Annotated in this window: 25 protein-coding genes and 1 tRNA gene; 16 read left to right on the forward strand and 10 right to left on the reverse strand. The window is 66.2% G+C overall.

The window, feature by feature from the left end; all coding sequences use genetic code 11:
• The first annotated feature begins 88 nt into the window (after window positions 1–88).
• Together ABC977_RS04490 and ABC977_RS04495 are read left to right on the forward strand one after the other, a co-directional pair.
• The gene (locus ABC977_RS04490) at window positions 89–2,272 is read left to right on the forward strand and encodes a YgiQ family radical SAM protein (protein WP_369666044.1); all 2,184 of its coding nucleotides are present in this window, start codon (window positions 89–91) and stop codon (window positions 2,270–2,272) included.
• 19 nt (window positions 2,273–2,291) lie between these two features.
• Complete coding sequence (locus ABC977_RS04495) at window positions 2,292–3,113, forward strand: tyrosine-protein phosphatase (RefSeq protein WP_369666045.1); 822 nt, start codon at window positions 2,292–2,294, stop codon at window positions 3,111–3,113.
• A 98-nt stretch (window positions 3,114–3,211) separates the two neighbouring features.
• On the opposite strand, the gene rbp is transcribed toward ABC977_RS04495, so the two are convergent.
• From rbp to hemC, 5 genes are all read right to left on the reverse strand, one after another.
• A complete protein-coding gene (gene rbp, locus ABC977_RS04500) occupies window positions 3,212–3,478 on the reverse strand; it encodes an RNA-binding regulator (RefSeq protein WP_369666046.1) in 267 nt (88 codons plus the stop codon).
• A gap of 214 nt (window positions 3,479–3,692) precedes the next feature.
• On the reverse strand, window positions 3,693–3,920 hold the full coding sequence (locus ABC977_RS04505; RefSeq protein WP_369666047.1) for a YMGG-like glycine zipper-containing protein: 228 nt from the start codon (window positions 3,918–3,920) through the stop codon (window positions 3,693–3,695).
• Window positions 3,921–4,104: 184 nt separating this feature from the next.
• Window positions 4,105–5,004, reverse strand: a complete 900-nt coding sequence (locus ABC977_RS04510) for an SDR family oxidoreductase (protein ID WP_369666048.1) — start codon at window positions 5,002–5,004, stop codon at window positions 4,105–4,107.
• Window positions 5,005–5,072: 68 nt separating this feature from the next.
• The gene (locus ABC977_RS04515) at window positions 5,073–5,807 is read right to left on the reverse strand and encodes a uroporphyrinogen-III synthase (protein WP_369666049.1); all 735 of its coding nucleotides are present in this window, start codon (window positions 5,805–5,807) and stop codon (window positions 5,073–5,075) included.
• Between the two features lie 35 nt (window positions 5,808–5,842).
• Complete coding sequence (hemC, locus tag ABC977_RS04520) at window positions 5,843–6,769, reverse strand: hydroxymethylbilane synthase (RefSeq protein ID WP_369666050.1); 927 nt, start codon at window positions 6,767–6,769, stop codon at window positions 5,843–5,845.
• 403 nt (window positions 6,770–7,172) lie between these two features.
• Between hemC and ccmA the strand changes: the two genes are divergently transcribed.
• The 9 genes from ccmA to ccmI are packed head-to-tail and all read left to right on the forward strand — an operon-like array spanning window position 7,173 to window position 14,186.
• Window positions 7,173–7,796, forward strand: a complete 624-nt coding sequence (ccmA, locus tag ABC977_RS04525; protein WP_369666051.1) for a cytochrome c biogenesis heme-transporting ATPase CcmA — start codon at window positions 7,173–7,175, stop codon at window positions 7,794–7,796.
• 2 nt (window positions 7,797–7,798) lie between these two features.
• Window positions 7,799–8,461 (forward strand): heme exporter protein CcmB, encoded by a 663-nt coding sequence (ccmB, locus tag ABC977_RS04530; protein ID WP_369666052.1) that lies wholly within the window; start codon window positions 7,799–7,801, stop codon window positions 8,459–8,461.
• Between the two features lie 23 nt (window positions 8,462–8,484).
• Window positions 8,485–9,243, forward strand: a complete 759-nt coding sequence (gene ccsA, locus ABC977_RS04535) for a cytochrome c biogenesis protein CcsA (protein ID WP_369666053.1) — start codon at window positions 8,485–8,487, stop codon at window positions 9,241–9,243.
• A complete protein-coding gene (gene ccmD / locus ABC977_RS04540; RefSeq protein WP_369666054.1) occupies window positions 9,240–9,407 on the forward strand; it encodes a heme exporter protein CcmD in 168 nt (55 codons plus the stop codon). Before ccsA ends, ccmD begins: the two co-directional genes overlap by 4 nt.
• Window positions 9,407–9,868 (forward strand): cytochrome c maturation protein CcmE, encoded by a 462-nt coding sequence (gene ccmE / locus ABC977_RS04545; protein ID WP_369666055.1) that lies wholly within the window; start codon window positions 9,407–9,409, stop codon window positions 9,866–9,868. The genes ccmD and ccmE overlap by 1 nt, the downstream gene beginning before the upstream one ends.
• A complete protein-coding gene (locus ABC977_RS04550) occupies window positions 9,865–11,850 on the forward strand; it encodes a heme lyase CcmF/NrfE family subunit (RefSeq protein WP_369666056.1) in 1,986 nt (661 codons plus the stop codon). The genes ccmE and ABC977_RS04550 overlap by 4 nt, the downstream gene beginning before the upstream one ends.
• 1 nt (window position 11,851) lies before the next feature.
• Window positions 11,852–12,403, forward strand: coding sequence for a DsbE family thiol:disulfide interchange protein (locus tag ABC977_RS04555; protein WP_369666057.1), 552 nt, complete (start codon window positions 11,852–11,854; stop codon window positions 12,401–12,403).
• On the forward strand, window positions 12,403–12,900 hold the full coding sequence (locus ABC977_RS04560; protein WP_369666058.1) for a cytochrome c-type biogenesis protein: 498 nt from the start codon (window positions 12,403–12,405) through the stop codon (window positions 12,898–12,900). The genes ABC977_RS04555 and ABC977_RS04560 overlap by 1 nt, the downstream gene beginning before the upstream one ends.
• On the forward strand, window positions 12,897–14,186 hold the full coding sequence (gene ccmI / locus ABC977_RS04565) for a c-type cytochrome biogenesis protein CcmI (RefSeq protein WP_369666059.1): 1,290 nt from the start codon (window positions 12,897–12,899) through the stop codon (window positions 14,184–14,186). The genes ABC977_RS04560 and ccmI overlap by 4 nt, the downstream gene beginning before the upstream one ends.
• A gap of 88 nt (window positions 14,187–14,274) precedes the next feature.
• On the opposite strand, the gene ABC977_RS04570 is transcribed toward ccmI, so the two are convergent.
• The 5 genes from ABC977_RS04570 to uvrB form a co-directional block, all read right to left on the reverse strand.
• Window positions 14,275–14,754: a YbhB/YbcL family Raf kinase inhibitor-like protein gene (locus tag ABC977_RS04570; RefSeq protein ID WP_369666060.1), complete on the reverse strand. Its 480-nt coding sequence runs from the start codon at window positions 14,752–14,754 to the stop codon at window positions 14,275–14,277.
• 442 nt (window positions 14,755–15,196) lie between these two features.
• The gene (locus ABC977_RS04575; protein WP_369666061.1) at window positions 15,197–17,371 is read right to left on the reverse strand and encodes an HAD family hydrolase; all 2,175 of its coding nucleotides are present in this window, start codon (window positions 17,369–17,371) and stop codon (window positions 15,197–15,199) included.
• Window positions 17,372–17,866: 495 nt separating this feature from the next.
• Window positions 17,867–18,598: a type III pantothenate kinase gene (locus ABC977_RS04580; RefSeq protein WP_369666062.1), complete on the reverse strand. Its 732-nt coding sequence runs from the start codon at window positions 18,596–18,598 to the stop codon at window positions 17,867–17,869.
• Window positions 18,599–18,616: 18 nt separating this feature from the next.
• Window positions 18,617–19,615 (reverse strand): lipoyl synthase, encoded by a 999-nt coding sequence (gene lipA / locus ABC977_RS04585; RefSeq protein ID WP_369666063.1) that lies wholly within the window; start codon window positions 19,613–19,615, stop codon window positions 18,617–18,619.
• A 141-nt stretch (window positions 19,616–19,756) separates the two neighbouring features.
• Window positions 19,757–21,763, reverse strand: a complete 2,007-nt coding sequence (uvrB, locus tag ABC977_RS04590; RefSeq protein ID WP_369666064.1) for an excinuclease ABC subunit UvrB — start codon at window positions 21,761–21,763, stop codon at window positions 19,757–19,759.
• A 105-nt stretch (window positions 21,764–21,868) separates the two neighbouring features.
• Here uvrB and ABC977_RS04595 point away from each other — a divergent pair, with 105 nt between their 5' ends.
• The 5 genes from ABC977_RS04595 to ABC977_RS04615 all read left to right on the forward strand — a co-directional run bounded on the left by ABC977_RS04595 (window position 21,869) and on the right by ABC977_RS04615 (window position 26,108).
• Window positions 21,869–23,053 (forward strand): pyridoxal phosphate-dependent aminotransferase, encoded by a 1,185-nt coding sequence (locus ABC977_RS04595; RefSeq protein WP_369666065.1) that lies wholly within the window; start codon window positions 21,869–21,871, stop codon window positions 23,051–23,053.
• Window positions 23,054–23,232: 179 nt separating this feature from the next.
• Window positions 23,233–23,763, forward strand: coding sequence for a GspH/FimT family pseudopilin (locus ABC977_RS04600; protein WP_369666066.1), 531 nt, complete (start codon window positions 23,233–23,235; stop codon window positions 23,761–23,763).
• Window positions 23,764–23,910: 147 nt separating this feature from the next.
• A tRNA-Asn gene (locus ABC977_RS04605) sits at window positions 23,911–23,986 on the forward strand.
• A gap of 395 nt (window positions 23,987–24,381) precedes the next feature.
• On the forward strand, window positions 24,382–25,452 hold the full coding sequence (locus ABC977_RS04610; protein ID WP_369666067.1) for a tyrosine-type recombinase/integrase: 1,071 nt from the start codon (window positions 24,382–24,384) through the stop codon (window positions 25,450–25,452).
• Entirely contained in the window at window positions 25,449–26,108 is a 660-nt protein-coding gene (locus tag ABC977_RS04615) for a hypothetical protein (RefSeq protein WP_369666068.1), read from the forward strand. The genes ABC977_RS04610 and ABC977_RS04615 overlap by 4 nt, the downstream gene beginning before the upstream one ends.
• Window positions 26,109–26,153 lie beyond the last annotated feature (45 nt).

Below are 26,153 nucleotides of genomic sequence, written 5' to 3' on the forward strand. Positions count from 1 at the left end.
GGACGTCCGTGTCAGCTCGACGGCGGGATCCCTCCCGCCGACGGTCGCCATGAGCCGCTTCCGATGACTTTTGGGACGATTGATACCCATGTCCACGTCGATCGCATTGTTCTCCTACCGCCGTCACTGGGCGCACCGCTTCGGTGTCGCACCGGTCTTGCCGATGTCGCCCGATGAGATGGATGCCTTGGGTTGGGACAGTTGCGACATCCTGCTGGTCACTGGTGATGCCTATGTCGATCACCCGTCATTCGGCATGGCCTTGATCGGGCGCCTGCTCGAGGCGCACGGGTTTCGTGTTGGCATCATCAGCCAGCCGGACTGGACGCGGGTCGACGATTTCCGTCGTCTCGGTCGACCAAATCTGTTCTTCGGTATCACCGCCGGGAACATGGATTCGATGGTCAACCGTTACACGGCCGATCGGCGCCTGCGGTCCGACGATGCCTATACGCCGGACGGCGCGGCGGGTCGGCGCCCGGATCGTTCCGTCGTCGTCTATGCGCAGCGTGCCCGCGAGGCCTTCGGCGATGTGCCGATCGTCATCGGCGGCATCGAGGCCAGTCTGCGGCGGGTCGCCCATTACGACTACTGGTCCGATAAGGTGCGACGCTCGGTGCTGGTCGACGCCAAGGCCGATCTGTTGATCTACGGCAACGGCGAGCGGGCCGTCGTCGAGATCGCGCATCGGCTGGCCCGTGGCGAGGCGATCGGTGCCATCCGCGACGTGCGGGGCACCGGATTCTTGGCCCGCGGCCTGCCCGCTGGCTGGGCAGTGATCGATTCGACCGGCCTTGATGCGCCCGGCCGGATCGAGCCGCCGTCGGACCCCTATCATCCGGAACGCGATGCCGTGGGTCCGGGTGGCTGCGGCCCGGTCGCGCGCGATGGGCGGCCCTTGGTCGTCACCGCGCAGGCCGGTGCGCAAGGTGCTCGGGCCCGTCAGCTCGTGCGTTTGCCGGCGTTCGAACAGGTTCGCACCGACCCGGTCCTATATGCCCACGCGTCGCGGGTGCTGCATCAAGAGACCAATCCCGGGAATGCCCGGGTGCTGATCCAGGACCACGGCGACCGGACCCTGTGGCTGAACCCGCCGCCGCGCCCACTGACGACCGCGGAGCTCGATCGGGTCTACGAGCTGCCCTACAGCCGCCGGCCCCATCCCGCTTACGGCGGGGCGCGGCTGCCGTCCTGGGAGATGATCCGCTTCTCGGTGAACATCGTCCGGGGCTGTTTCGGCGGATGTACCTTCTGCTCGATCACGGCCCACGAGGGGCGATTGATCCAGAGCCGGTCGACCGAGTCGGTGCTGCGCGAGGTCGCCGAGATCCGCGACCACACACCAGGCTTCACCGGGATCATCTCCGACCTCGGCGGTCCCACCGCGAACATGTGGCGGCTTGGTTGCCGCGACGCCCGGGCCGAGGCGGCATGCCGCCGCCTGTCGTGTCTGTTCCCGGCGATCTGTGCGAATCTGGACACCGACCACGGTCCGCTGATCGAGCTCTATCGCCGGGTCCGGGCGGTACCCGGGATACGGCGTGTCCTGATCGCGTCGGGTCTACGCTACGACCTGGCGCTGCGGTCGCCGGACTATGTCCGGGAATTGGCGACCCACCATGTCGGCGGCTACCTGAAGGTCGCGCCGGAGCACACGGAGCCAGGGCCGTTGGCCCTGATGATGAAACCTGGAATCGCCGCATACGATCGCTTTCAGGCCCTGTTCGAGCGCTTCTCGCGCGAGGCCGGCAAGGAGCAGTATCTGATCCCCTATTTCATCGCGGCCCACCCTGGCACGACCGATCAGGATATGCTGAAACTGGCCTTGTGGCTCAAGGGGCAGGGGCTGCGGCTCGACCAAGTGCAGGCCTTCCTGCCGGCACCGATGGCGCTGGCGACGACCATGTACCACACTAGTCGCAACCCGTTGCGGCGGATCTCGCGCGACGCCCCGCCGATCCCGATCGTGCGCCAACTCGTGCAACGCCGCTTGCACAAGGCCTTCCTGCGCTACCATGATCCGGACAACTGGCCAGCGCTCCGCGCCGCCCTGTTGGTCATGGCCCGGGCCGACCTGATCGGGCGCGGTCGGCGGCACCTGGTGCCGCCGGGTCAATCGAAGCCGGTCGCGGCGGCCGGCGAGCCGGCGCGCGGTCACCGTTCCTCTCGTCCACGGAACGATCCTGGCGAAAACCTGAGCGGAGGGCACGGACGCCCTGTCGCGACGGGGGCTGGTCGCGCGGGTGCGTTGCGTCCGCGGCGCCGAACCTGACCCATAGAGTGAGGCCCCGATGATCGACCTGCACTGCCACCTGTTGCCCGGGATCGACGATGGTCCAGCGTCGCTCGATCTGTCGCTGGAGATGGCGCGCTTGGCCGTCGCCGATGGGATTAAGATCAGCGCCTGCACGCCGCACATCTATCCAGGCGTCTACGAGAATACGCGCGATGGCATTCGGCGGTGCGTCGACGACCTGAGACGGCGGTTGCAGGACGCCGACATCCCGCTCGTCATCACCGACGGTGCCGATATCCAGATGGTGCCGGAGCTGATCCAGGGACTGCGCGCAGGCCGCTTGGCCACGTTGAGCGGGACGCGTTATTTTCTGTTCGAGCCCCCGCACTTTGCGGTGCCGTTCGGCTTCTCGCGACTGATCTTCGATGTGCTCGCCGCCGGCTATGTGCCGATCATCACGCATCCGGAACGCCTCGGGTGGCTGGATCGCGATCACTACCCGTGGTTCGTCGATGCGGTGTCGGCGGGTGCCTGGATTCAGTTGACCGCGGGGGCCGTGACCGGCCGATTTGGTCGGACCGCCCGGGATTGGTCCGAGCGCTTCCTCGGCGACGGTCTCGTTCACATCCTGGCCACCGATGCGCACGACCCGATACGCCGGCCGCCGTTGCTCGGTGAGGCTCGGGCTGCTGCCGAGAAGTGGCTCGGGCCTGTCGAGGCCGAACGGCTCGTCTCGGACCGCCCCCGCGCCGTGCTCGACGATCTGGATCCGGGATGCGTCACCCCGCCGCCGAGCCTGTCGGGCTTCTCTGACGGGTTGCCCAGAGGCGCCTCAGCTCGACGCCGCCCGGGACTGTTGGCCCGGTTGTTTGGCTGAGTTCGAGTCTTCGGGGTACGGTTGACCAATGGTTCTGTCGCGGCACCGAACCCGAAGGTTCGGCGCCGATGGGGCATGGGTGGCGCGCCCGGCGATCGTCAGAAACGTCGAGGCGGACGATCGGCTCGCGGCCGCGCCTCGTTGACGGTCATCTTCCGCCCTTGCAGTGGGGAATCGTGGAGCTCCTTGATCGCGTTCTCAGCCTCGCTCTGATTCGGCATGTCGACGAAACCAAATCCTTTCGACTGGCCAGAAAACTTGTCCTTGATGACCTCGGCGCTCGACAGCGCGCCGTACTCCGAGAACAAATTCCGCAAGTCGTCATCGGTGACACTGTATGGCAAATTGCCTACGTAGATCCTCATCACTCGCTCTCGCACAGGGGTGCGTTGCTCCGGCAGAGGCCATCGATGCGTCAACGCACCAACCGGATCGATGGCGAACGGCGGGATGACCGACCACGCAGGCAAAGCTAGACGAAGCCCGGGGCCCCGTCAACAAATGAGGAACAAATAGGCGCTGGTCCCAGTGCCGGCGCACTGGGACGGGCAGCGGCGGGTATCTAGACTTGGACGGGGCTCAGTCGATATTGCCCTTGTCGTGCTGATCGAGGAGCAGGCCTCCGAGGGCACCGGCGCCAGCGCCGATCAGGGCGCCCTTGCCGGCGTCGGCACTCAGTGAACCGATCGCGGCGCCCGTCGCGGCACCGACCGCGGCCCCGCTGGCCGTGCGGGAGGTCGTGGTGGTGCCGCATCCAGCGACGGCGATGCCGGCCAGCAGCAGGATGACAAGTGTGTAGGCTCGCATGTTGAGACTCCAGGTCACGAAAACATCAAAAAAACGCTGCGCGCTAATAGGCGGCGCTCGGGTTGCCGCCGGGTTGTCTTAAGTTTGACCCCTACGGCCGTTCGATGATTCCCTCCTGCGTTCTGCTCGACGCCACCGGGACCGAGCCCCGGCACTCCCCGGGTTGTGGTCCGCCCTCGTTGCGCTAGATCGAGGCGGCTAGTCCCTCGCGCAAGGTGGGGTAGGTCAATACGACCCCCAGTTCTTCGCGCAGCCGCCGGTTGCTGAGACGCCGCGACTCGCGCATGTAGGATCGCATTCCAGGCGACAGTTGCCCGTCCATGTCCGCGAGTGGGATCTCGGGGGGGCGCGGCAGTCCGGCCGCATCCGCGATCTGAAAAAAGTAGTCGGTCATCGTGCTCGGATGATCGTCGCAGACGTTGTAGACCCCACCATCGGTGCCGCGCGCCATCGCCGCCAGGCTGGCTTGGACCAGATCCTCGATGTGAATGCGGTTCGAGTACGGGGCCTCGGCTTCGCGCACCAGCGGCAGGCCTTGGCGGATGCGCTCGATCGGCAACCGGCCCGGGCCGTAGATCCCGGCCACGCGGAGGATCACGAGCGAGGTGCCTTGCTCGCGGCTCCAGCGCCGCAAGCTCTGCTCGGCATCCCAGCGGCGTCGGGCCCGGTCGGCCGTTGGGCGCACCGGCCAGGTCTCGTCGACCCAATCGCCAGCGCAATCGCCATAGACGCCGGTCGTGCTGAGATAGACGAGGCGCCGAGGCGGCGTGCCGCGCGAGCAGGCCGCGACCAGGCGGCGGGTGAGCCAGTCCTCGACGCCTTCCCCGGGCGGCGGCGCGAAGTGGAAGATCCAGCAATCGGAGAAGGGCAGCCGGCTCAGGTCGCCGTCGGTCAGGTCCAACGTCAGGGCCGGCACGCCGGCGGCGGTCAGGGCCTGTTGGCTCGCCTCGGTTCGCACGACGCCGAGGACCGAGTGACCTCGATCGAGGTAGTGCCGGGCGACGCGGCGGCCGGTGTCGCCGCAGCCGAGGATCAGGACCCTGGGTCGGGTCGGATCGGGGACGGATCGATGCGCATCGGACATAGCGGTTCACCAGGTGAGCGTCCGGTCATGGCGAGCGCGCCGAACGCGTGTGTCGGCCGATTCCCGGGTCAGGCCGTTTCGGCCGCGACCAGCGCCTCGCAGGCGGCGACCAGCGAGGCCTCGTCCGCGCGCGCGGCCACCGCCACATGCACGAAGCCGAGCGCGAGGGCTAACCCTCGTGTGCGCTCGGCAACGACGACCAGTGGCGTCTGGAACAGGTCATCGCCGACGACCGGGCGGGCCAGCGTGATCAGGTTGCGCAGCACCTCGTCGCTGGTCGCGATCGCGATCGCCACGTCCTGCCGCCAGTCGCTGACGACCCGCTCGACCGAGATCGCCGGGAGGATGCGCCGATAGACCTCGGCAAAGACCACCTCGGCACCTCGGGCGGCGAGCGTCTCGCCGAGCAGTGCGCGGCCGCCGTCGCCGCGCACGATGAGCACCCGCTGCCCGCGCAGGTCCGCCAAGGCCGGAAAGGCGAGCAGGGCCTCGCTGTCGTAGCGTTCGCTCGGCACCAGGTCCGGGGCGCGCCCGGCCGCGACCAAGGCCTGGGCCGTGGCCTGCCCGACGGCCACGAGCCGCGAAGCCGTCGGCAGCCGCTGATCGGGGAACAGCGGCAGCGCCTGCTCGACGGCGTTGCGGCTGACGAAGACCAGCAGATCCCAATCCTCGGCGAGCAGCGGTCGCAGGCTGGTCGGATCGGGGGCGGGCGCGATCGCGAGCACCGGTAGGCGGATCGGTCGGCCGCCAGCCGCTGCGATGCGGTCGCACAGTCCATCGGCCTGGGCGGCGGGTCGCGTCACGAGCACGCCTCGCCCGGCGAGGCCGGCCGCCTCGATCATGGTGACTGGAGCGCGGCCAGGATCTCGCCGGCGCCCTGTTCCAAAAGCCGATCGGCGAGGCCGTGACCGAGCGCCCTGGCGTCGGAACGCGGCGCGCGCGCCTCGGCGCGCAGCAGCCGAGTCCCGTCCGTCGTCCCGACCAGACCGCGGAGATGCAGGACGTCGTCGACCAGTTCCGCGTGCCCGGCGATCGGGACCTGGCAGCCGCCATGCAGGCGCTCGTTCATCGCGCGCTCGGCCCGGACCCGGTCGGCGGTGTCGGCATCGTGCAGCGGCGCGATCAGCGCCATGACCCGCTCGTCGTCGTCGCGGCACTCGATGCCGATCGCCCCTTGCCCGATCGCCGGCAGGCTGTCCTCGGTGCTGATCCGCGCGCGGATGCGGTCGGCGAAGCCCAGGCGCATGAGACCGGCGGCGGCCAGGATGATCGCGTCGTAGTCACCCGCGTCGAGCCGTGCGAGTCGCGTGTTGACATTGCCGCGCAGCGGCTCGATCACGAGATCGGGTCGCCGGCTGACGATCTGACATTGGCGGCGAAGACTGGAAGTCCCGACGCGCGCCCCGTGCGGGAGCTCGTCGAAGCGTGCGAAGCGGTTCGAAACGAAGGCATCCCGTGGATCCTCGCGTTCCAGGATCACCGGCAGGTGAAGGCCGGCGGGAAAGTCGACGGGCACGTCCTTCATCGAGTGCACCGCGATATCGGCGGTCCCGTCGAGCAGGCCCTGTTCGAGTTCCTTGACGAAGAGCCCCTTGCCGCCGACCTTCGCCAGCGGCGCGTCGAGTATCTTGTCGCCTTTCGTGGTCATGCCGATGATCTCGACGCCGAGGCCATCGTGGACCGCCCGGAGCACTGCGGCCACATGCTCGGCCTGCCAGATGGCCAACGGGGATTTGCGGGTTGCGATGCGGATGGTCTCGGGCATGGTCCCCTCCGAAAAACCCATAAAGCTACACCGGCCGGCGCCCGCGGGCAAATGGACGACGGTCGCCGCTGGGTTGGAGTCTGAATCGTAGCAGCCGGGGCGGGGCGTGCCGAGCGCGGAATCCATCTGTCCCGCTACCGGCCTCGGGTCCGGCACCAGGCCGCAGCGATCCGACCAAAGGCGCTGGCCTGCTCCGACACGAGAGGGGGAAATGCCTGACATGCGCCGCGGGCGAACCGCCTCTGGTTGTGCAAAGGGCGCGGAGCGGTTAAGGTTCCGCGATTGCGATCAACGCATCCAGGTGTCGTCGAGCCAGCAACCGGGGCCGGCGATCTTCGTCTCAGATACACTAGGTCCAGCGGTTCGGCCCGGCGGCCGCAATGGCCAGCAGCGGCTCTTCACTATGCTCGAGGTTGTCGATCTTGCGTGCCGGCGCGGTGACCGCCGACTTTTCTCCGCGGTCGGGTTCCGTCTCGAACCCGGTGTCTTGCTCCACGTCCGCGGTCGCAATGGCACCGGCAAGACGACCTTGCTGCGCGCCCTCTGCGGTCTCTTCACCCCCGAACAGGGCCGGATCCACTGGCGCGGCGAGGACATCCGCGAGCTCGGCGACGAGTATCATCGCGAACTGCTGTTCTTCGGCCACCTAAACGGGATCAAGAGTGAACTGACCGGTATCGAGAACCTGCGGATCTCGGCGACGCTGGACGGGGATGGCGTCGAGGACGCGGATTTGTGGCAGGCACTGGCCAGGATGGGTCTCGATGGTTTCGAGGACCTGCCGACCAAGATGCTGTCCCAGGGCCAGAAAAAGCGGGTGGCGCTGGCGCGCTTGGTCGTGAGCGGCGCGCCCTTGTGGGTTCTCGATGAACCTTTTACCGCGCTGGATGTCGATGCGGTTGCGCTGTTGCAGGTCCTGATCGCCGAGCATGTCGAGCGCGGCGGGCTGGCGGTGTTGACGACCCATCAAGAGGTGCCGCTGACGTCCGGGCAGGTCCAGCGCCTCGATCTGGAGTTCGGTTATTGACCATGGGGCGGGCTTTTTTCTGTTTGCTGCGCCGCGATATCACGCTGGCCATGCGCCGACGCACGGATGTGCTGACGACGCTCTTTTTCTTCATCATCGTCGTCAGCCTGTTCCCGCTCGGAGTCGGCAGCGAGCAGGAGATCCTGCGCAAGCTGGGGCCTGGCGTCGTGTGGGTGGCGGCCTTGTTGGCCTCGATGCTGGCTCTCGAACGGTTGTTCGCGGCCGATTACGAGGATGGCACCCTGGAGCAGATGCTGCTCGCCGGTCAGCCTTTGTCATGGTTGGTGTTGGCGAAGGTCTGCGCCCATTGGCTGTTGACCGGTCTGCCGCTGGTCTTGATCGCGCCCCTGATCGGCATGCAATACTACCTGTCCGAGACGGCGATCCTGGTCACGATGCTGGCCCTGCTCGTCGGGACACCGGTGCTCAGCCTGATCGGTGCCATCGGCGCGGCCTTGACGCTCGGCTTGCGCGGGGGCGGAATCCTGCTGTCGCTGCTGATCCTGCCCCTGTATGTGCCGGTTCTGATCTACGGTTCCGGTGCGGTTGCCGTGGAACTTGACGGGGTCCAGCCCTTCTTCTACCTGCTGGGCGCCTTCTTGGTATTGTCCCTGTTGTTTGCGCCCATCGCCTCGGCGGCGGCGCTGCGCATTGCGCTGGAGTAGGCCGTCTGTCCGAGGGTATGGCTATGAAAATCAATTGGTTCAAGTACGCGGCACCAGCCAGCTTCTACCCGTTGGCGGGCCGCCTCATCCCGGTCTTCGCGATCCTCGCCGCGGCGGCGATCCTGCTCGGGCTCTACTGGGGCTTCTTCCAGACCCCGGACCAACTCGGTGGCACGAACCCGCAGAAGGAGTACTACCGGATCATCTTCATCCATGTGCCGGTGGCCTGGATGTCGATGTGGCTCTACGTCGTGTTGGCCGCTTGGTGTGCGATCGGTCTGGCCTTCAATACCCGGCTCTCGTACATGATGGCCAACGCCGTCGCCCCGACCGGCGCCATCCTCACCTTCCTCGCGCTTTGGACCGGTGCCCTGTGGGGCAAGCCGAGCTGGGGCACCTACTGGGACTGGGATCCGCGATTGACGTCGGAGCTGATCCTGTTCTTTCTCTACATCGGTTACATCGCGCTGCACTCGGCGATCGACGATACGCGACGCGCCGATAAGGCGGCGGCCTTGTTGGCCATCGTCGGCCTGGTGTGCGTACCGGTGATCTTCTGGTCAGTGAATTGTCCCGATCCGAATCAGTGCGCGGCCCTGCATCAGCGTTCGTCGCTGACGCAGATGGAGCCCAACATCCTGTTCGCGATGTTGACCGTCACCTTGGGGGTCTGGATGTATTCGTTCGCGACGGCCTTGGCTCGGCTGCGCGGCATCATCCTGCTGCGCGAAGCCGAGTCGGCCTGGGTTCAGGAGCTGGTGGCAAAGGAGGCTCGGTCATGAGGGATTTTCTGTCTCAAGGCGGCTATGCCTTTTTCGTCTGGGGCTCCTACGGGATGACCCTGTTGCTGCTCGGTCTCGAGGTGGTGTTGCTGTCCCGCCAGCGTCGAACCATTTTGACGCGTCTCGGTCGATTAGTTCGGATGCGTGCTCGCGGAGGAAATTGATGAAAGCCAGAAACAAGCGTCTCCTGTTCGTCGGTCTGGCCATCGGCGGCGTCGGCGTCGCCGCGGCGATGGCGATCACCGCCCTTCAGTCCAGTGTCTCCTACTTCTTCAGCCCGTCGCAGGTCATGGCCAACGAGGCCCCGCTGGATCGCGTGTTCCGTCTCGGCGGCCTGGTGGAAGATGGCACCATCCTCCGGCAACCCGATGGTCTGACCGTTCATTTTTCGGTGACCGACCAGGCCCAGCGGGTGCTGGTAAGCTACACCGGCATTCTTCCCGATCTGTTCGGCGAGGGGCAGGGGGTCGTGACCCGCGGGCGCCTCGGCGAGGACGGTGTGTTCTACGCCGAGCAGGTCCTGGCGAAGCATGATGAATCCTATTTGGCCCCCGAGGTCGAGAAGGCGTTGAAGACAGCCCAGGCGCATGGCTATGGCGCCGACTCGATGGTCACCGACCGATGATCCCCGAACTCGGACATTTCGCGCTCATCCTGGCCTTGGTGCTCGCCCTGGTCCAGGCGACCCTGCCCCTGGTCGGCTCGTTCACCGGCAATCGCAATTGGATGAACGCCGGCCGCAGCCTGGCCTATGGCCAGCTGGTGTTCCTGACGCTTGCGATCCTGGCGTTGATTCACGCCTTCCTGGCCGATGACTTCTCGGTGCGTTATGTGGCGGCGAACTCGAACTCGCTGCTGCCCGATGTCTACAAGGTCTCGGCGGTATGGGGTGCCCACGAGGGGTCGCTGTTGCTCTGGGCCCTGATGCTCGGGGCTTGGGGGGCGGCCGTGGCTGCGCTCAGCAAGAGCCTGCCCTTGACGATGGTCGCTCGGGTGCTGGCCGTCATGGGCATGAACAGTATCGGCTTCCTGTTGTTCATGCTCTTGACATCGAACCCGTTCGAGCGGCTTTTCCCGGCCCCGCTCGATGGCCGCGACCTCAATCCCCTATTGCAGGACCCTGGGCTCGTCATCCACCCGCCGATGCTCTACATGGGCTATGTCGGCTTCTCGGTAGCCTTCGCGTTCGCGATCGCCGCGCTGATCGGCGGTAAGCTCGATTCCGCGTGGGCCCGCTGGTCGCGGCCCTGGACCACGGTTGCCTGGGGTTTCCTGACGATCGGCATCGCATTGGGCAGTTGGTGGGCCTACTACGAACTCGGTTGGGGTGGCTGGTGGTTCTGGGATCCGGTCGAGAACGCGTCGCTGTTGCCGTGGATCCTGGGTACGGCGTTGCTGCACTCGCTGGCGGTGACCGAGAAACGCGGCGCCTTCAAGAGCTGGACGGTCCTGCTCGCGCTGAGTACCTACGCGCTGGTTCTGCTCGGGGCCTTCCTGGTTCGCTCCGGCGTCCTGACCTCGGTCCATGCCTTTGCGACCGACCCGGCGCGCGGCACCTATATTCTGATGTTTCTGTGCGTCGTCGTCGGCGGTTCGCTGGCCCTGTACGCATGGCGGGCGCCGGCGGTCTCCGGTGGGGGACGTTTCACGCTGGTTTCGCGCGAGAGCTTCCTGCTCGCGAACAATCTGCTGCTCGTCTTGCTGTGCAGTCTGGTGCTGCTCGGCACGCTCGCTCCGCTGGTCTACGAGGCCTTGTCGCTCGGCAAGATCTCGGTCGGCTTCCCGTGGTTCAACAAGATGTTCGTGGCCGTGACGCCGTTCATCGCGTTGGCGCTCGGCGCCGGCGTCCTGGCCCGCTGGAAGCAGGATGACGCCTGGCGCCTAGTCCAGCAGCTGCGGGTCGCCTTGATCCTGACCGGCCTGGTCTTGGTCGCGACCATGATCCCGTTCTTCTCCCATGGGTACCTGTGGGTGCCGATCGGTATCACCCTGGCCGCTTGGGTCCTCTTCTCGCATCTGGCGAGTCTGGTCGAGCGGTGGCGCAACAAGGTCCGTCTCGGTGGCGGCATCCTCGCGGATTTCGGCAGCCATAGCCGAAGCTATTATGGCATGTGGGTCGCCCATGTCGGTGTCGCCGTCTTCATCGTGGGTATCACGATGGTGTCCCATTTCGAGGTCGAGCGGGATGTGCGCGTTTCGCCCGGCGATTATGTCGAGGTGGCCGGCTACCGCTTCCAGTTCGAGGGTTCGGGAACCGTACCGGGTCCCAATTACAGCGCCCAACAAGGTTTGGTCAACGTCTACTCCGGTGACCGACTGGTGACGGTGCTGCGTCCGGAGAAACGGACCTACTTCGTCAGTTCGCAGGTCATGACCCAGGCCGCGATCAGGCCAGGGTTGTTCCGCGATCTGTACGTCTCGCTAGGCGAGCCGCTCGGCAATGGCGACTGGAGCATGCGCGTCTATTACAAGCCCTATGTGCGCTGGATCTGGCTCGGCAGCATCCTGATGGCGCTCGGTGGCGTGATCGCAATCAGCGACCGACGCTATCGGCTCGCGACCCGGGCATTCAAGGCGCCGAAGGGTGCAGCCAACGCGAGGGCCTGATATGAACCGATTCAAGAATTGGACCTTGTTGCCGCTGGCCCTGTTCGTGGTGCTGGTCGGCTTCCTCGGCTATGGCCTGACGATGGACCCGAGCAAGGTCCCATCGCCGCTGATCGGCAAACCGGTGCCGGAATTCGAGTTGCCGGCGTTGACGAACCCGGATCGTTCGATCACGCACGAGGACCTCAAGGGTGCCATCTCGCTCGTCAATGTCTGGGCCTCCTGGTGCCCCTCGTGTCGCGCCGAGCACAAGACGCTGATGGCCTTGGCGCAGCAGGGGGCGGGCGATGGCTTCCGAGTGGTCGGCCTCAATTGGAAGGACGAGCGCGACGACGCGCTCGAGATGCTGCGGGTCTTCGGCGATCCCTACACCTGGAACGCGTTCGACCCGGACAACCGGGTCGGGCTTCACTTCGGCGTCTATGGTGCCCCAGAGACCTTCGTCATCGATCGGCAGGGCATCATTCGCTACAAGCACATCGGACCCCTGGATCCGAGAGTCTGGGAGCAGACCCTTCGGCCGCTGGTCCAGCAACTTAAGGCAGAGAGCTGATGTCTTGGCGACACACGATGATCCCGGCGGTGTTGCTGGTCGGGCTGATCCTCGGCGGCCCGACCGGAGCCTTCACGCTCGAGCAATACGAGTTCGACGACCCGGCCCGCCAGGCCGAATTCCGCAACCTGATCGGGCAGGTGCGCTGCCTGGTCTGCCAGAACGAGTCGCTGGCCGATTCGCAGGCGGGCTTGGCGGGTGACCTGCGCGACGAGATCTATCGGATGATGCTCGCCGGATCTTCCCGGGACGAGGTCGTCGACTTCCTGTTGGCCAGGTACGGCGATTTCGTGTTGTACGAACCGCCGTTTCGGCTGTCGACCTTGCCGCTCTGGCTCGGTCCGGTGCTTCTTGCCCTCATAGGGGTATTGGTCTTGAGACAGGCGCTCGCCAGCAAGCAATCGGCCCCCGAGCAGGACCTCTCGCCCGAGGATCAGGCCCGTTTACAGCAAATCCTCGCGCCGCGAGCCGAGCAGAATCAGGATCCCCGTCGATGATCGTCTTCTGGATATTTGCCGCCGGCCTCGCCGGCCTCGCCTTGGTGTTCGTGGTCCCCGCGCTCGTCAATCGTCGGCCGATTTCGGCTGGCATCGCCCAGGATGAGTTGAATCTGGCGGTATTCCGCCAGCAGCTCGGCGAACTGGATCGGGATCTTTCCGCCGGCAACCTCAGCCAGGATCAGTACGACTCGGCGCGACGCGACTTGGAGCGTGAGCTGCTGAGCGACCTCGACGCGACCGACGCGCCGGCGGTTGCGTCCTCGAACCAGCGCGGTCGCTGGATTGCCGTGGTCCTGGCGGTCGTGGTCCCGGCCGGTGCCGTCTTGCTCTATCTGCAGATCGGCGCGAACGACATCATCCCGCGTCTCGAAGCGGCGGCGCCGGGCTCCCCGGGGGCCGCATTGGCCCATGGCGGGTCTGGCGAGTCGCTGTCGCTGGAGGTGCTGGTTCAGCGATTACATAAACGCCTGGATCAGAACCCGAAGGATGTCGATGGCTGGCTGCTGTTGGGGCGGACCTATTACACGATCGATAAGCCGAACCGCGCGCTCGGGGCCTTTCAGCGCGCATTCGACTTGGCCCCGGACAACCCGGAGGTCATGCTCGCCTACGCACAGGGGTTGGCGATCGTCGGGGACGGCAACCTCGAGGGGGCTCCCGCCGAGCTGATCCGCAAGGTGCTCGCGATCGAGCCCGACAATGTCGGCGCGCGCTGGATGGAGGGCATGCTGGCCTATGAGCGGCGGCAATACAATGCGGCCGTGCTGGCCTGGGAGTGGGTGTTGGCACGCATGGATCCAGCGAGCGAGGATGCCGATGAGCTGCGCCGTTCGATCGCCGATGCGCGTCATCGGGCCGGTGGTCCCCCAGCGGTCGGACCGAGTGCGGATCAGTCGGCTGCGGCGGACGAGGTGCACAGGGCTCCGGAGGCCGCGGCGGCCGGTGTGACCGTGTCGGTCAATCTCGACGAGTCCCTGTGGTTCCATGCGGCGGCCGATGACGCCCTGTTCATCTACGCCCGGGCCGTCGATGGGCCGCCGATGCCATTGGCCGCGACCCGGGCCCGAGTCATCGACCTGCCGTTGACGATCAGGCTCGATGACAGCATGGCGATGCTGCCGGAGCGGCCGATGTCGCAATTCGACGAGGTCATGGTTGGGGCGCGCATCTCGAAATCGGGCAGCGCGACCGCACAGGCCGGCGATCTCGAGGGGGAGGTCGGGCCGATCAGGATCGGTGACGGCGAGCCGGTGACCCTGATCATCGATCGCGAACGCCGCTGAAGGTTCGCGCGCGGCCGATTCTGGCCGGCTTGGCCAAGAATCGGCATCGTTCGAATACCCCTAGGCGCCGAGGGGGCGGTGGTCGGGATCAGCCGTTCGACCGCTCGTAGGTCCCGACCAGTTCGGTCCGGGCCAGGATGTGGCCTTCGATGGCCAGCAACAACTGGTCCTTGGTCGGCTCCCCAAGTCCAGCGACGCGCATGTCCAGCGCATAGAGGCGGTGGAAGTAGCGGTGTCGCCCGATCGGTGGACAGGGGCCGCCATAGCCCGTGCGACCCCAGCTATTGACCCCTTCACCCGTCCCCGGCGGCAGGGCCGCGCGGGTCACTGCGGCCGGCAGTCCGGCGCAGTCGGGCGGCAGGTTGTACAGAAGCCAATGATCCCAGACCATCCTTGGTGCGGCCGGGTTCGGGGCATCGGGGTCATCGACGATCAAGACCAGGCTCTGCGTCCCCTCCGGGATCCCGCTCCAGGCGAGATCCGGCGATACGTCTTCCCCGTCGCAGGTGAAACGCCGCGGGATCTCTTCGCCCTCGGCAAAGGCTTGTGACGACAACACCAGGGCCATGGCCACCTCCGAACGCGAACGATGTGGACAGCCTTCGCGAGCGGTGGCCGAGGCGCCGAGAAAGCCCCGCCCACCGTCCGCGGGATCTGGGGTCGTGGCGCAGATTAGACCCAGGTCGGCCGCGAAACTCGCGGAAGGCCAAAAAATAGCCTAAAGTTTAACTAGGGTATGAGTCAGGGGGAAGGTGTCACGATGCTCTTCGTGGCCCAGGCGTTTTGGCATTCCCCGATCGAGCTGTGCGTCCTTCGGCGGTCCATGGGGCCGCCTTTTTTTGCGCAAGCCCCCCGTCGGCACGATGCCGACGCGCTCGAATTGCCGTCACGCACAGGTGTCGTCTTTGCGCACGCTGGCCCATTCGATCAAACCGCACGGCACCCTGCCAGCGAACGCTCGGCATGTATGGCGCGAGCGGGCGTCCCCCGGGTGGCCCCACGAGACGAGGTCAGGTTGGCTGACCGATGTCCTCGGCGCTGGCCGGCACGCGACAGGCGCGAAAGAAGTCATAGTGGGCGATCGCTTCGAGGATCCCAGCAGCATAAGGCCGTTCGGCGAAGTAGATGCTGTCGATGTCGGCGAGCTGCGACAACTCTTCGTGATGACGGTTCGCGACGACGACCGCGAGCGTGTTGCCGCGCATCATGTCCTCGTCGGCGCCCGAGCCGCCTGCCGCCAGGATCCGTTCCAACGAGATCCCCCACTGATCGGCGAAATACCGCAAGGCGAGCCCCTTCGATGCGCGCACGGGTACGACGTCGAGGAACTGGCCGAAGGATAAAACCAGGTTGACCGTCAGGTCGGCTTGGTGCAGCAGGCTGGAGATCTCCTCGATCGGCGGGGCCGTATTGGGGTCGATGAAATAGCCGACCTTGAAACGCCCCTGCTCGGTCTTCTGTTGCAGCGTCAGGCCCGGGATTTCGGCCAGCACCTGCTGTACCCGCTTCGGATACCACAGGTAGTCGATGTGCCGGGTCCAGGCACGGTCGAGCGTCAACTGCGGGGCGTACGCGATCTCGGTCCCGAGGCTCGTGATCAGCACGTCTGGCTGCGGGATGCCATAGCGTTTCAACATCGCGAGTGCCGAGTCCAGACGCCGTCCGGTCGCGATTCCGAAGTTCGCGCACTGGCGGTTCTCGCGCATCACGCGGATGAAATCGGCGAGCGATGCCGGGTCGCCGAGCAGATTCTGGTCGAGGTCGGTGAAGATCGCGCGGTCGTGATAGAGCACCTGTCGACGCGCGGGGACCGCACGGGGTGCTGGGGCCGTCTGCTCGATGATCGGTCGGATCGCCCCGAGATATTCCTCGGCATGGGCCTGCCACGAGTACCTGGCCTTGACCCCGGCCAGACCACTGGCGCTCAGCGCCCGCCAGCGTGTCGCGTCACAGAGGATTTGGAGCAGTGCCTTGGTCATCGCGGCCTTGTCGAGCGGGTCGATCAGCAGCCCGTTGCGGCATTGGCCGACGATATCCTGTGGACCGCCGTCCTCGGTCGCGACGATCGGCAGGCCGCTCGCGGCCGCCTCGATCAGCGTCAGACCAAAGGGCTCGGTCAGGGCCGGGTTGATGAAGACCCCGCGCGAGGCCGCCGCCAATCGATAGAGGATCGGTACCTCGTCGGCGCGGTGGTGCTTCGGGTAGGCGACCCGGCCATAAAGGTCGTACAGGTCGACCGCGAGCAGCAGGGTCGTCAGCACCGTCTGGGCGCCGGCGTCGAGGTCGTTGATGTCGTCGCGGTTGCCGGCGACGACGACCAGGTTCGCCTTGTCGCGCAGTTCGTCGGACTCGCCGTACGCCTCGACCAGGGTCGCGATGTTCTTACGCTCGTCGGGCCGCGACAGGGCCAGGATCATCGGTTTGTCCGGCTCGCGCAGGAATCGCCGCAGTTCGCGCGCGATCGGCGCCTGGGCCTCGTCACCATCCGGCGGCCGAAAGCGGGCCAGGTCGGTCCCCGGTGGGATCACGCGCATCCGTTCCGGCTGATAGTGGTCGTAGAGCCCGTATTGCTCTTCGATCTCGTTGCTGGTGCTGGTGATGATCAGGCGGGCGGCGGCGAGGGTATCCTCCTCGGCATTGATGCGCCGCGCCATGTTGTAGCGCTCCTCGATCAGGGCGCGTCCGGTCCCCGAGGCGAGTAACCGACGCCGTTTGACGCGCCCGAGCGAGTGCCCGGTGTGCACCAGCGGCAGGCCGAGTTGATGCGAGAGGCGTGCGCCGACGTAGCCGGCATCGGCGTAGTGGGAGTGAATCAGGTCCGGAAGCCGCTCGGCCGCCCTGAGATATCCGAGCGTGTTGTCGGCGAAGGTGTCCAGGTGATCCCAGAGCTGCTCCTTGCGGATGTATCCGGGCGGTCCGGCCTCGATCCGCACGATTCGCGCCTTGTCGCACAAAGGCTCTTCGAATTCGGCATAGTCCGGGCTGACGCTCGGGTCCTCGACGCGCCGCGTCAACAGATCGACCTGCGCGACGTCGGGCCGCTCCGCCAACGCGCGCGCCAGCTCGACGACATACAGGATCTGCCCGCCGGTGTCGGCATCGCGGCCGAGCTCGAGATCCTTCGCGCGGATCAGGCCGTGCAGACTGATCAGGACCAAATAGAAGGGGCGCTCGGGGTTCGGCATGAGGATCACTCCTGTCGCGACGCGGCCGGCCGAGGGGCAATTGACCCCGCGGCGGGGCTCCTGGATCAACGGACTTGGCCTCCCATCCTAACGTCGATGGCGATCAGCGTCACCCCGTCACATGGCGAACCATCGCGGACGGAGGTTAGACAAGGAAGTTGCATCGCTGTGCGACGGCGGTTGCCTGAGCGACGTTGCTGCGAAACAATCATGTGACTATCGGGTCCGGAGGCTGGGCGTCCCACCGACCAACGCCCTTAGCTCGCCGCAGCGATCCGACGGGTCAACTGGAGCCAACGATGGCAGAGCGTGCGCTGACGCGAAAGAAAGGGCTGGGCGCCTACTATACGAATCCGGCCGTTGGCGATTTCCTCGTCACCTGGGGCATCGACGCGGCGCCGGGTGTCGTCATGGACCCGGCCTGCGGCGATGGCCGTTTTCTCCGCGCCGCGGCCGGTCGGGGTGCGACATTGATGGCCGGGATCGCTCAGCGTCTCACGCGAGCCGCCGTATCCCGCGGAAGACCAGGTCCGGGACCCATCGCGCCGTAGCGGGCAGCAGCGGAAGCAGCGTCTCGGCATCGCCGCCGGTGACCAGCAGTTGCGGCGCCGGGCCGATCTCGTCGGCAAAGGCGCGCAGCAGGTAGATCGCGAGGGCCGCTGGGGCCAGCCGGATGCCGTTGTCGATTGCCGCGCCCGTGTCGGTGGCCCAGGGGCCCGGCGCGCCGGTCGTCGGTGCGCCGCGCGGGATTCGCGTTCCGCGTGACAGGCTGTCGCGCATCAGTTCGCGGCCGGGCAGGATCAGGCCGCCGAGGTGTCGTCCGTCGGCCCGAAGCCGATCGAAGGTCACCGCCGTTCCGGCATCGAGGATCAGCGTGTCCCCGGGAAAATCCGCGTGGGCGCCGATCAGCGCGAGCCAACGGTCGACGCCGAGCCGGCTGGGATCCTCGTAGGCGACCGTGACGCCGAATACCCCGTCGCTGACGCGCACGGACATCGGTGTCAGCCCCCAGCGGCTTTGACAGACGCGAGCGACCGACGCGGTCAGATCCTCGCCGGCGACGCTGGCGAGAATGATCTGATCGGGCGGGTCCAGATCGTCCCAGTCGGCATGCAGGTCGATCGGCACGCCGCCGAAGTGACGGACGGCACGGACCTCGCCGAGGCGACCGTCGCGGAGCTCAACCCAGCGCAGGCTGGTGTTGCCGACGTCCAGCAAGAGCTTCATCGCGGACTCCGGGAACGGTTAACGGCGCGGGCCGGGGGCCGCGTCGTCGAACAGCGCGGCGGCCTGTTGGTCGGCCTGATACGAGGAACGCACCATGGCACCGCTCGCGACCTGCGCGAAGCCGAGCTCCTCGCCGATCGCGCGCAGCTCGTCGAACTCCGTCGGCGTCCAATAACGCCGCACCGGCAGGTGCTCGCGCGTCGGCGCCAGGTACTGACCGAGTGTCAGCATCTCGCAGCCGTGGGCGCGCAGGTCAGTCAGTACGCCGACGACCTCGTCACGGGTCTCGCCGAGCCCGAGCATGAGCCCGGACTTGGTCGGGACCTCCGGATGACGGGCCTTGAAGTCGGCGAGCAGCCGCAGCGACCCCTGGTAATCGGCGCCCGGCCGGGCGGCGGGATACAGGCGTGGGACCGTCTCCAGGTTGTGGTTGAACACGTCCGGGAGCGCATCGTCGCGGAAGGCCGCGAGCGCATTGGCCTCGCGCCCGCGGAAATCCGGGACCAAGACCTCGAGTCGCGTCGTCGGGGTGCGCGCCCGCACCGCGCGCAGGCACGCGGCGAAGTGGCCGGCCCCACCGTCACGCAAGTCATCGCGATCGACCGAGGTGATGACGACATAGCGCAGCCCCATGGTCGCGATCGCCTCGGCCAGATGCGCCGGCTCGTCCGGATCGACCGGCTCCGGGCGCCCGTGCGCGACGTCGCAGAAGGGGCAGCGGCGGGTGCAGATGTCGCCCAGGATCAAGAAGGTCGCGGTACCGTGCTCGAAGCATTCGCCGAGGTTCGGGCACATGGCCTCCTCGCAGACCGTCGTCAGACGGCGCTCGCGCAACAAGCGCTTGATGCGGGCGACCCCGGCCCCGACCGGGGCGCGCGCGCGGATCCAATGCGGTTTGCGCAGCCGGGTGTCGGCCCGCTCGACCTTGACCGGGATCCGCGCGATCTTATCGGCCCCGCGTTGATGGGTGTCGGGATGGGCCCGGGACCGGGCCGTCAAGGGATCGAAGTCGGGCATCGTGGATCTCGGTTGGGATGGTTGGCGGCGGCTGGCTCTGACCAGCAGGCCGTGGCCCTTCGGATCGAATGGTACCATCGCACGCCGACAACGCGCCGGGCGTCGGCCGTGGGTTCCGCATCGGGCCGGCTCCCAGCCCACTCAAGGAACCAGCCCCCGGCCCTGCAAGGTCTTGATCTGGTCGCGGAGCGCGGCGGCTTTCTCGAACTCGAGGTCCTTCGCGGCTCGGTACATCTCCTTCTCGAGCGCCTTCAGACGACGGCTCATCTGCGCCGGCGTCAGGTGTGCGTACTCGATGACCTCCTCGGCGACCTTCGCATAGTCGCGGGCACGCAGCGGGGCGCCGGGGCTGGCGGTCTCCATGATGTCAGCGATCGCTTTGCGGATCGTTTGCGGCGTGATCCCGTGTGCCGCGTTGTGCGCGATCTGCTTCGCGCGGCGGCGGTCGGTCTCGTCGAGCGCGCGCCGCATCGAGCCGGTGATGGTGTCCGCATAGAGGATCGCCTTGCCGTTCGCGTTGCGCGCCGCCCGGCCGATGGTCTGGATCAGCGAGCCCTCGGAACGCAGGAAGCCTTCCTTGTCGGCGTCGAGGATCGCGACCAGCGAGACCTCGGGCATGTCGAGTCCTTCGCGCAGCAGGTTGATGCCGACCAGTACGTCGAACTCGCCCAGGCGCAGGTCGCGAATGATCTCGACGCGCTCGACCGTGTCGATGTCCGAATGCAGGTAACGCACGCGCACGCCATGATCGTTCAGGTATTCGGTGAGGTCCTCGGCCATCCGTTTGGTCAGCGTCGTCACCAGCACGCGCTCGTCGGCGGCGACGCGCAGCCGGATCTCCGAGAGCAGATCGTCGACCTGGGTCAGGGCCGGGCGCACCTCGACCTGTGGATCGACGAGGCCGGTCGGGCGCACGACCTGTTCGACGACGGCCCCCGAATGCTCGATCTCGAACGGGCGCGGCGTTGCCGAGACATAGATGGTCTGCGGTTGGCGCGCCTGGAACTCCTCGAAACGCAGCGGCCGGTTGTCGAGCGCCGACGGCAGGCGAAAACCGTACTCGACGAGATTCTCCTTGCGCGAGCGATCACCGCGATACATGCCGCCGAGTTGCGGCACCGTGACATGGCTTTCATCGATGACCAGCAGCGCCTCGGCCGGCAGGTAGTCGTACAGCGTCGGCGGCGGCTCGCCGGGGTCGCGTCCGGAGAGATAGCGGCTGTAATTCTCGATGCCGCTGCAATAGCCGACCTCGAGCATCATCTCGATATCGAACAGGGTGCGCTGTTCGAGGCGCTGGGCCTCGACCAGCTTGCCGGCCTCGCGCAGCCAGGTCAGTCGCTCCTTCAGGTCGACCTTGATCTGTTCGATCGCGCCCAGGATCGTCTCGCGCGGCGTCGCGTAATGGGTCTTCGGGAAGACCGTGTAGCGCGCGACGCGGCGCTTGATCTCGCCGGTCAGCGGGTCGAACAGCGCGAGCGACTCGATCTCGTCGTCGAACAGCTCGATCCGCAGGCCCTCGTCGTCGGACTCGGCCGGGAAGATGTCGATGACATCGCCGCGGACGCGATAGGTGCCGCGGTGCAGCTCGACCTCGTTGCGTTTGTATTGCAGGTCCGCGAGCCGCCGCAGCAGCGCGCGCTGATCGATGATCTCGCCGCGCGACAGATGCAGCACCATCTTCAGGTAGGCGTCCGGATCGCCGAGACCGTAGATCGACGACACGGTCGCGACGATGATCACGTCCGGACGTTCCAACAGCGCCTTGGTCGCGGACAGCCGCATCTGTTCGATGTGTTCGTTGATCGATGCGTCCTTCTCGATGTAGGTGTCGCTGGCCGGGACATAGGCCTCGGGTTGGTAATAGTCGTAGTAGGACACGAAGTACTCGACCGCGTTGTCCGGGAAGAAGTCGCGCATCTCGCCGTACAGCTGCGCGGCGAGCGTCTTGTTCGGTGCGAGGATCAGCGCCGGGCGTTGCACCTCGGCGATCAGGTTCGCGATCGTGAAGGTCTTGCCGGAGCCGGTCACGCCGAGCAGCGTCATGGCCGCCTCGCCGTCGCGCAAGCCGGCGACCAGCCGCCGGATGGCCTCGGGCTGGTCGCCAGCCGGCGCGAATGTCGACGCGATCCGAAAGGGTCTGTCCATGAAGCGGGGATTCTTATTGCCGAGGGGTTTGGCTATTATTGGGTGTCTTCGCGGGCGAAACCAAACCGCCCGCGCGCTGCCTTCACCACCACGAGATTCCCGACGATGAGCATCAAACTGTCCGCCCGTGTCCAAGCCGTCAAGCCGTCCGCGACCCTCGCGATCACGGCACGTGCCAAGGCGTTGCGGGCCGCGGGTCAGGACGTGATCGGCCTGGGCGCCGGCGAGCCGGATTTCGATACCCCGGACCACATCAAGGACGCGGCGATCGCCGCCATCCAGCGCGGTTTCACGAAGTACACCGCCGTCGACGGCACGCCCGAGCTGAAGCAGGCCGTGGTCGCCAAGTTCGAGCGCGAGAACGGCCTGACCTTCTCGCCGGATCAGATCCTGGTCTCGTGTGGCGGCAAGCAGAGCTTCTACAACCTGGCCCAGGCGATCCTGGACCCCGGTGACGAGGTCGTGATCCCGGCGCCCTACTGGGTCTCCTATCCGGACATGGCATTGCTCGCGGGCGGCATCCCCGTGTACGTCCATGCTGGCGCCGACCAAGGCTTCAAGATCACGCCGGCCCAGCTGCGCGGCGCCTTGACCAGCCAGACCAAGCTCGTCGTGATCAACAGCCCGTCGAACCCGACCGGCATGGCCTACACCGGCGACGAGCTCGCGGCCTTGGGCGAGGTGCTGCGCGAGTACCCGCGCTGCGTGATCGCCACCGACGACATGTACGAGCACATCCGCTGGTCGGACGAGCCCTTCGTCAACATCGTCAACGTCTGCCCGGATCTGGCCCCGCGGACCATGGTCTTGAACGGCGTGTCGAAGGCCTATTCGATGACCGGTTGGCGCATCGGGTACGCCGGTGGTCCGGAAGAGGTGATCCGGGCGATGAAGAAGGTCCAGTCACAGAGCACGTCGAACCCGACCTCGATCGCGCAGGTCGCGGCGCAGGCCGCGCTCGAAGGCCCGCAGGAGTGCATCGGCACCATGCTCACCGCGTTTCGGGAACGCCATGACTTCGTCGTCGAACGGCTCAACCAGATCCCCGGCATCGAGTGCCTGCCGACCGACGGCACCTTCTATGTCTTTCCGCGCGTCCAGGGCCTGATCGACCGGCTAGGCACGGTCAACAATGACCTGGACCTCGCCGAGTACCTGATCGAGCGTGCCGGCGTGGCGCTGGTCCCGGGCTCGGCATTCGGGCTTGCCGGCTATGTACGGATCTCGATCGCGACGAGCCGCGACAACCTGGAAAAGGCCCTCGATCGTCTCGCCGGCGTCGCTGGCTGACGCCGGCGCGGCAACCCGCCTCGCCCATGGGGCGCCGAACGGCCTGAAGCATCGTTCGGCGCCCGAGTGTTTGGCCGTTGCGTCCACCGGGCGTGACGGATGTCACGACTTGACGAACGGATTCCTCGCATCCATGCTTGGCAGACAATCTGGACGGAATCAGCCAGGACGACATGGATATGGTCGCGAAGCCTGCCCGCCGTGCGCTGCAAGGCGTTACGCTTATCGAACTCTTGGTGACGCTGTCGATCGTCGCCGTTCTGTTGACTATCGGTGTGCCGCCGATGGCCGATCTGATCGCACGCAATCGGATGGCCACATCGGTCAACGGCCTCTTGGCCCACCTGCAACTGGCCCGCTCCGAAGCCGTCAAGCGGGGTGTTCGGGTCTTCGTCTGTCCGAGCCATGATGGCCTGACCTGCACCGGTGGATACAGTTGGCACCAGGGTTATCTGGTGACGCTCGACCCCGACGATCCGGATGGGGTCCTGCGCCGGTCCAATGGCACGAACCCCGCGGCGATTCAGGTCACGACCAATCGATTACGCGTGACCTATCAGCCGGACGGTACCTCCGGCGGGTCGAACTTGACCTTCCGCTTTTGCGATCAAAGGGCCCAGGCCGCGGCCAGTGACCACCGTCGGGTCATCGTCTCCAATGTCGGCCGTCCGCGGACGCAGGTGCCAACCGGCACGAACCCGTGCGCGTGAGACCGGGTCGGTCTGCTCGGCCGGTTTCCGGGTGGCGCTCGAGCTCGAGTGATTCGGGATCGGCGCGGTCGTTCCCGGCCCGGGCGCGCGTGTTGGTGGCTCTTGACCGCAAAGGCCCGAATCGTTAAAGTTTCCAGCTCACATTGATCCCCGGTAGCTCAGTCGGTAGAGCGGGTGACTGTTAATCACTAGGTCGGCGGTTCGAGCCCGTCCCGGGGAGCCAAACAAAGCAAGGGCTTAGCTCAAAAGGCTAGGCCCTTTTTCTTTGCGTGGCGCACTGGTGGCGCACTCGCCCACAACAATCCGCCACAAAGCGCACCCTGTTTCGGCGCTGCCCTACCGCCCTTCCGGCACCCGCGCGACCCGCCCCCGATGCCCCGAAAACCACCCTTTCTTCGCCTGGCTGCGCCGTGAGTGCGCCATGTTGGCGTGGAGCACCATGTGTTGTCTTGTGCAACAGTTGCTTGCGATAGGCAAGCATGGGATTGATCATCCTATGTTGCCGTTTTTCGCCGCTTGTTGTAGCCTTCAAGGTGTCCCAGAGACGAACAGGCCCCGAGTCGGCGGCAACCGAATCGAGGCCCTGACCATCCACCGACCTGATGAGGAGGTTCGGCAGTGGCTACGATCACCTTACGCACCGCGAGCGACGGTGCCAAGTCCTACCGCGTCGAGGTCCGGCTGAAAGGCCACCCGCCCCAGCGCGCCACCTTCAACCGCCTGACTGATGCTCGGCGATGGGCGCAAGCGACTGAAGCGGCGATCCGCGAGGGCCGGCACTTCAAGACCAGCGAGGCCAAGCGTCGCACTCTAGCCGAACTGGTTGACCGCTACGTCCGCGAGGTCTGCCCGCACAAGAAGGATGGCGCGCACCAAGCCCGGCAACTGGCATGGTGGAAAGACCAGATCGGCGATTACGCCCTGGCCGACGTGACCCCGGCACTGATCGCCGAGACCCGAGACCATCTAGCCGTGCGGATCACCGCGCGCAAGAACCCCACCAGTCCCGCAACCGTGGTGCGGTATCTCGCCGCCCTGTCCCATGCCTTCAGCGTCGCGACAAAGGAATGGGGATGGATCGAGGATAACCCCTGTCGCAAGGTCACGAAGCCGAAGGAACCTCGCGGCCGGGTCCGCTTCCTCGACGACGGCGAGCGCGAGCGCTTGCTCGAAGCCTGCCAGAAGTCGGCGAGCCCCGACCTGTACCCCGCCGTCGTGCTGGCCCTCAGCACCGGCGCCCGCCAGCAGGAAGTGTTGGGCTTGCGCTGGCCCCAAGTCGACCTGGCCCGCAAGGTGGCCATCCTGCACGAGACCAAGAACGGGGAGCGGCGCGTCTTGCCGCTGGCCGGCCCTGCCCTGGAGCTGCTGAGAGCCCGTGCCAAGGTGCGGCGCCTCGATACCGACCTGGTGTTCCCAGGGCGCACCCGCCCGCCCAAGCCCGTTGATCTGCGCACCCCGTTCGAGACCGCCTTGAAGGTCGCCGCCATCGAGGACTTCCGATGGCATGACCTGCGCCACACGGCCGCCTCGTATCTCGCCATGAATGGCGCGAGCCTGGCCGAGATCGCCGAGATACTTGGCCATAAGACCTTGCAGATGGTTCGGCGATACGCGCACCTGAGCGACGCGCATGTGGCCAGTGTCGTCGAGCGCATGAATACGCGGATCTTCGGGGAGGGCGGAAAATGAGCGACGCCCTAACTCAATGGCTGCCGCTTGCATACCAGGCGGCGGACCCCGCCACGCGCGCGACGTTCGATGCGATACAGGTTCCGCCCGAAACCGTCATGGCCGAATTCGAGCGCGCATACCTTCCGGGGTATATCGCTGCCGCGACAGAACCAAGGCCAGGGAAGAAAACGCCATCGAAGCGAGCGGCGCAAGAGCTTTGCCATGCAGCCGCTTATTGCATCGAAAATGACATTGCGATGCCGCGCCAATTAAAGGAATACATCCTAAACGGCTTGCGTGCTGGCATCAAAGGTGAATCCGTTGATGCTGCGCTACGTCTTAAGCGTGGCGCGGGGCAAGCGAAAGACGATGATCCGCTGTTCGTCATGGCCCGCGAGCGGCGCGTTGCTGTTCGTATCTTCGGCATGATGACACGCGAAGGGCTTTCCGAACCGCAAGCAAAGGAACGCGCCTGTGAAGAGTTCAGCATCGACACGCGCCGCGTTGAGCAGATCTGGCAGCACCACCGCCCGCACCCGCAAGCCGAGGCCGCATGGCAAGCGTGGAATGCGCGGTTCTTCGATCTGCTGAACAGCACACCCAGACCGGCAAGGGGCGAGGCTTACGAGGCGTGGCGTCGAGACATTCAAGCCCATATCCGGCTGATCGAATAGGCGAAATGAAATAGCCGATTTCGTTTCGGGCTTTTCCACCGCGAT

This window comes from Thioalkalicoccus limnaeus (assembly GCF_041197575.1).
In the GTDB taxonomy this organism is placed as follows: domain Bacteria; phylum Pseudomonadota; class Gammaproteobacteria; order Chromatiales; family Chromatiaceae; genus Thioalkalicoccus; species Thioalkalicoccus limnaeus.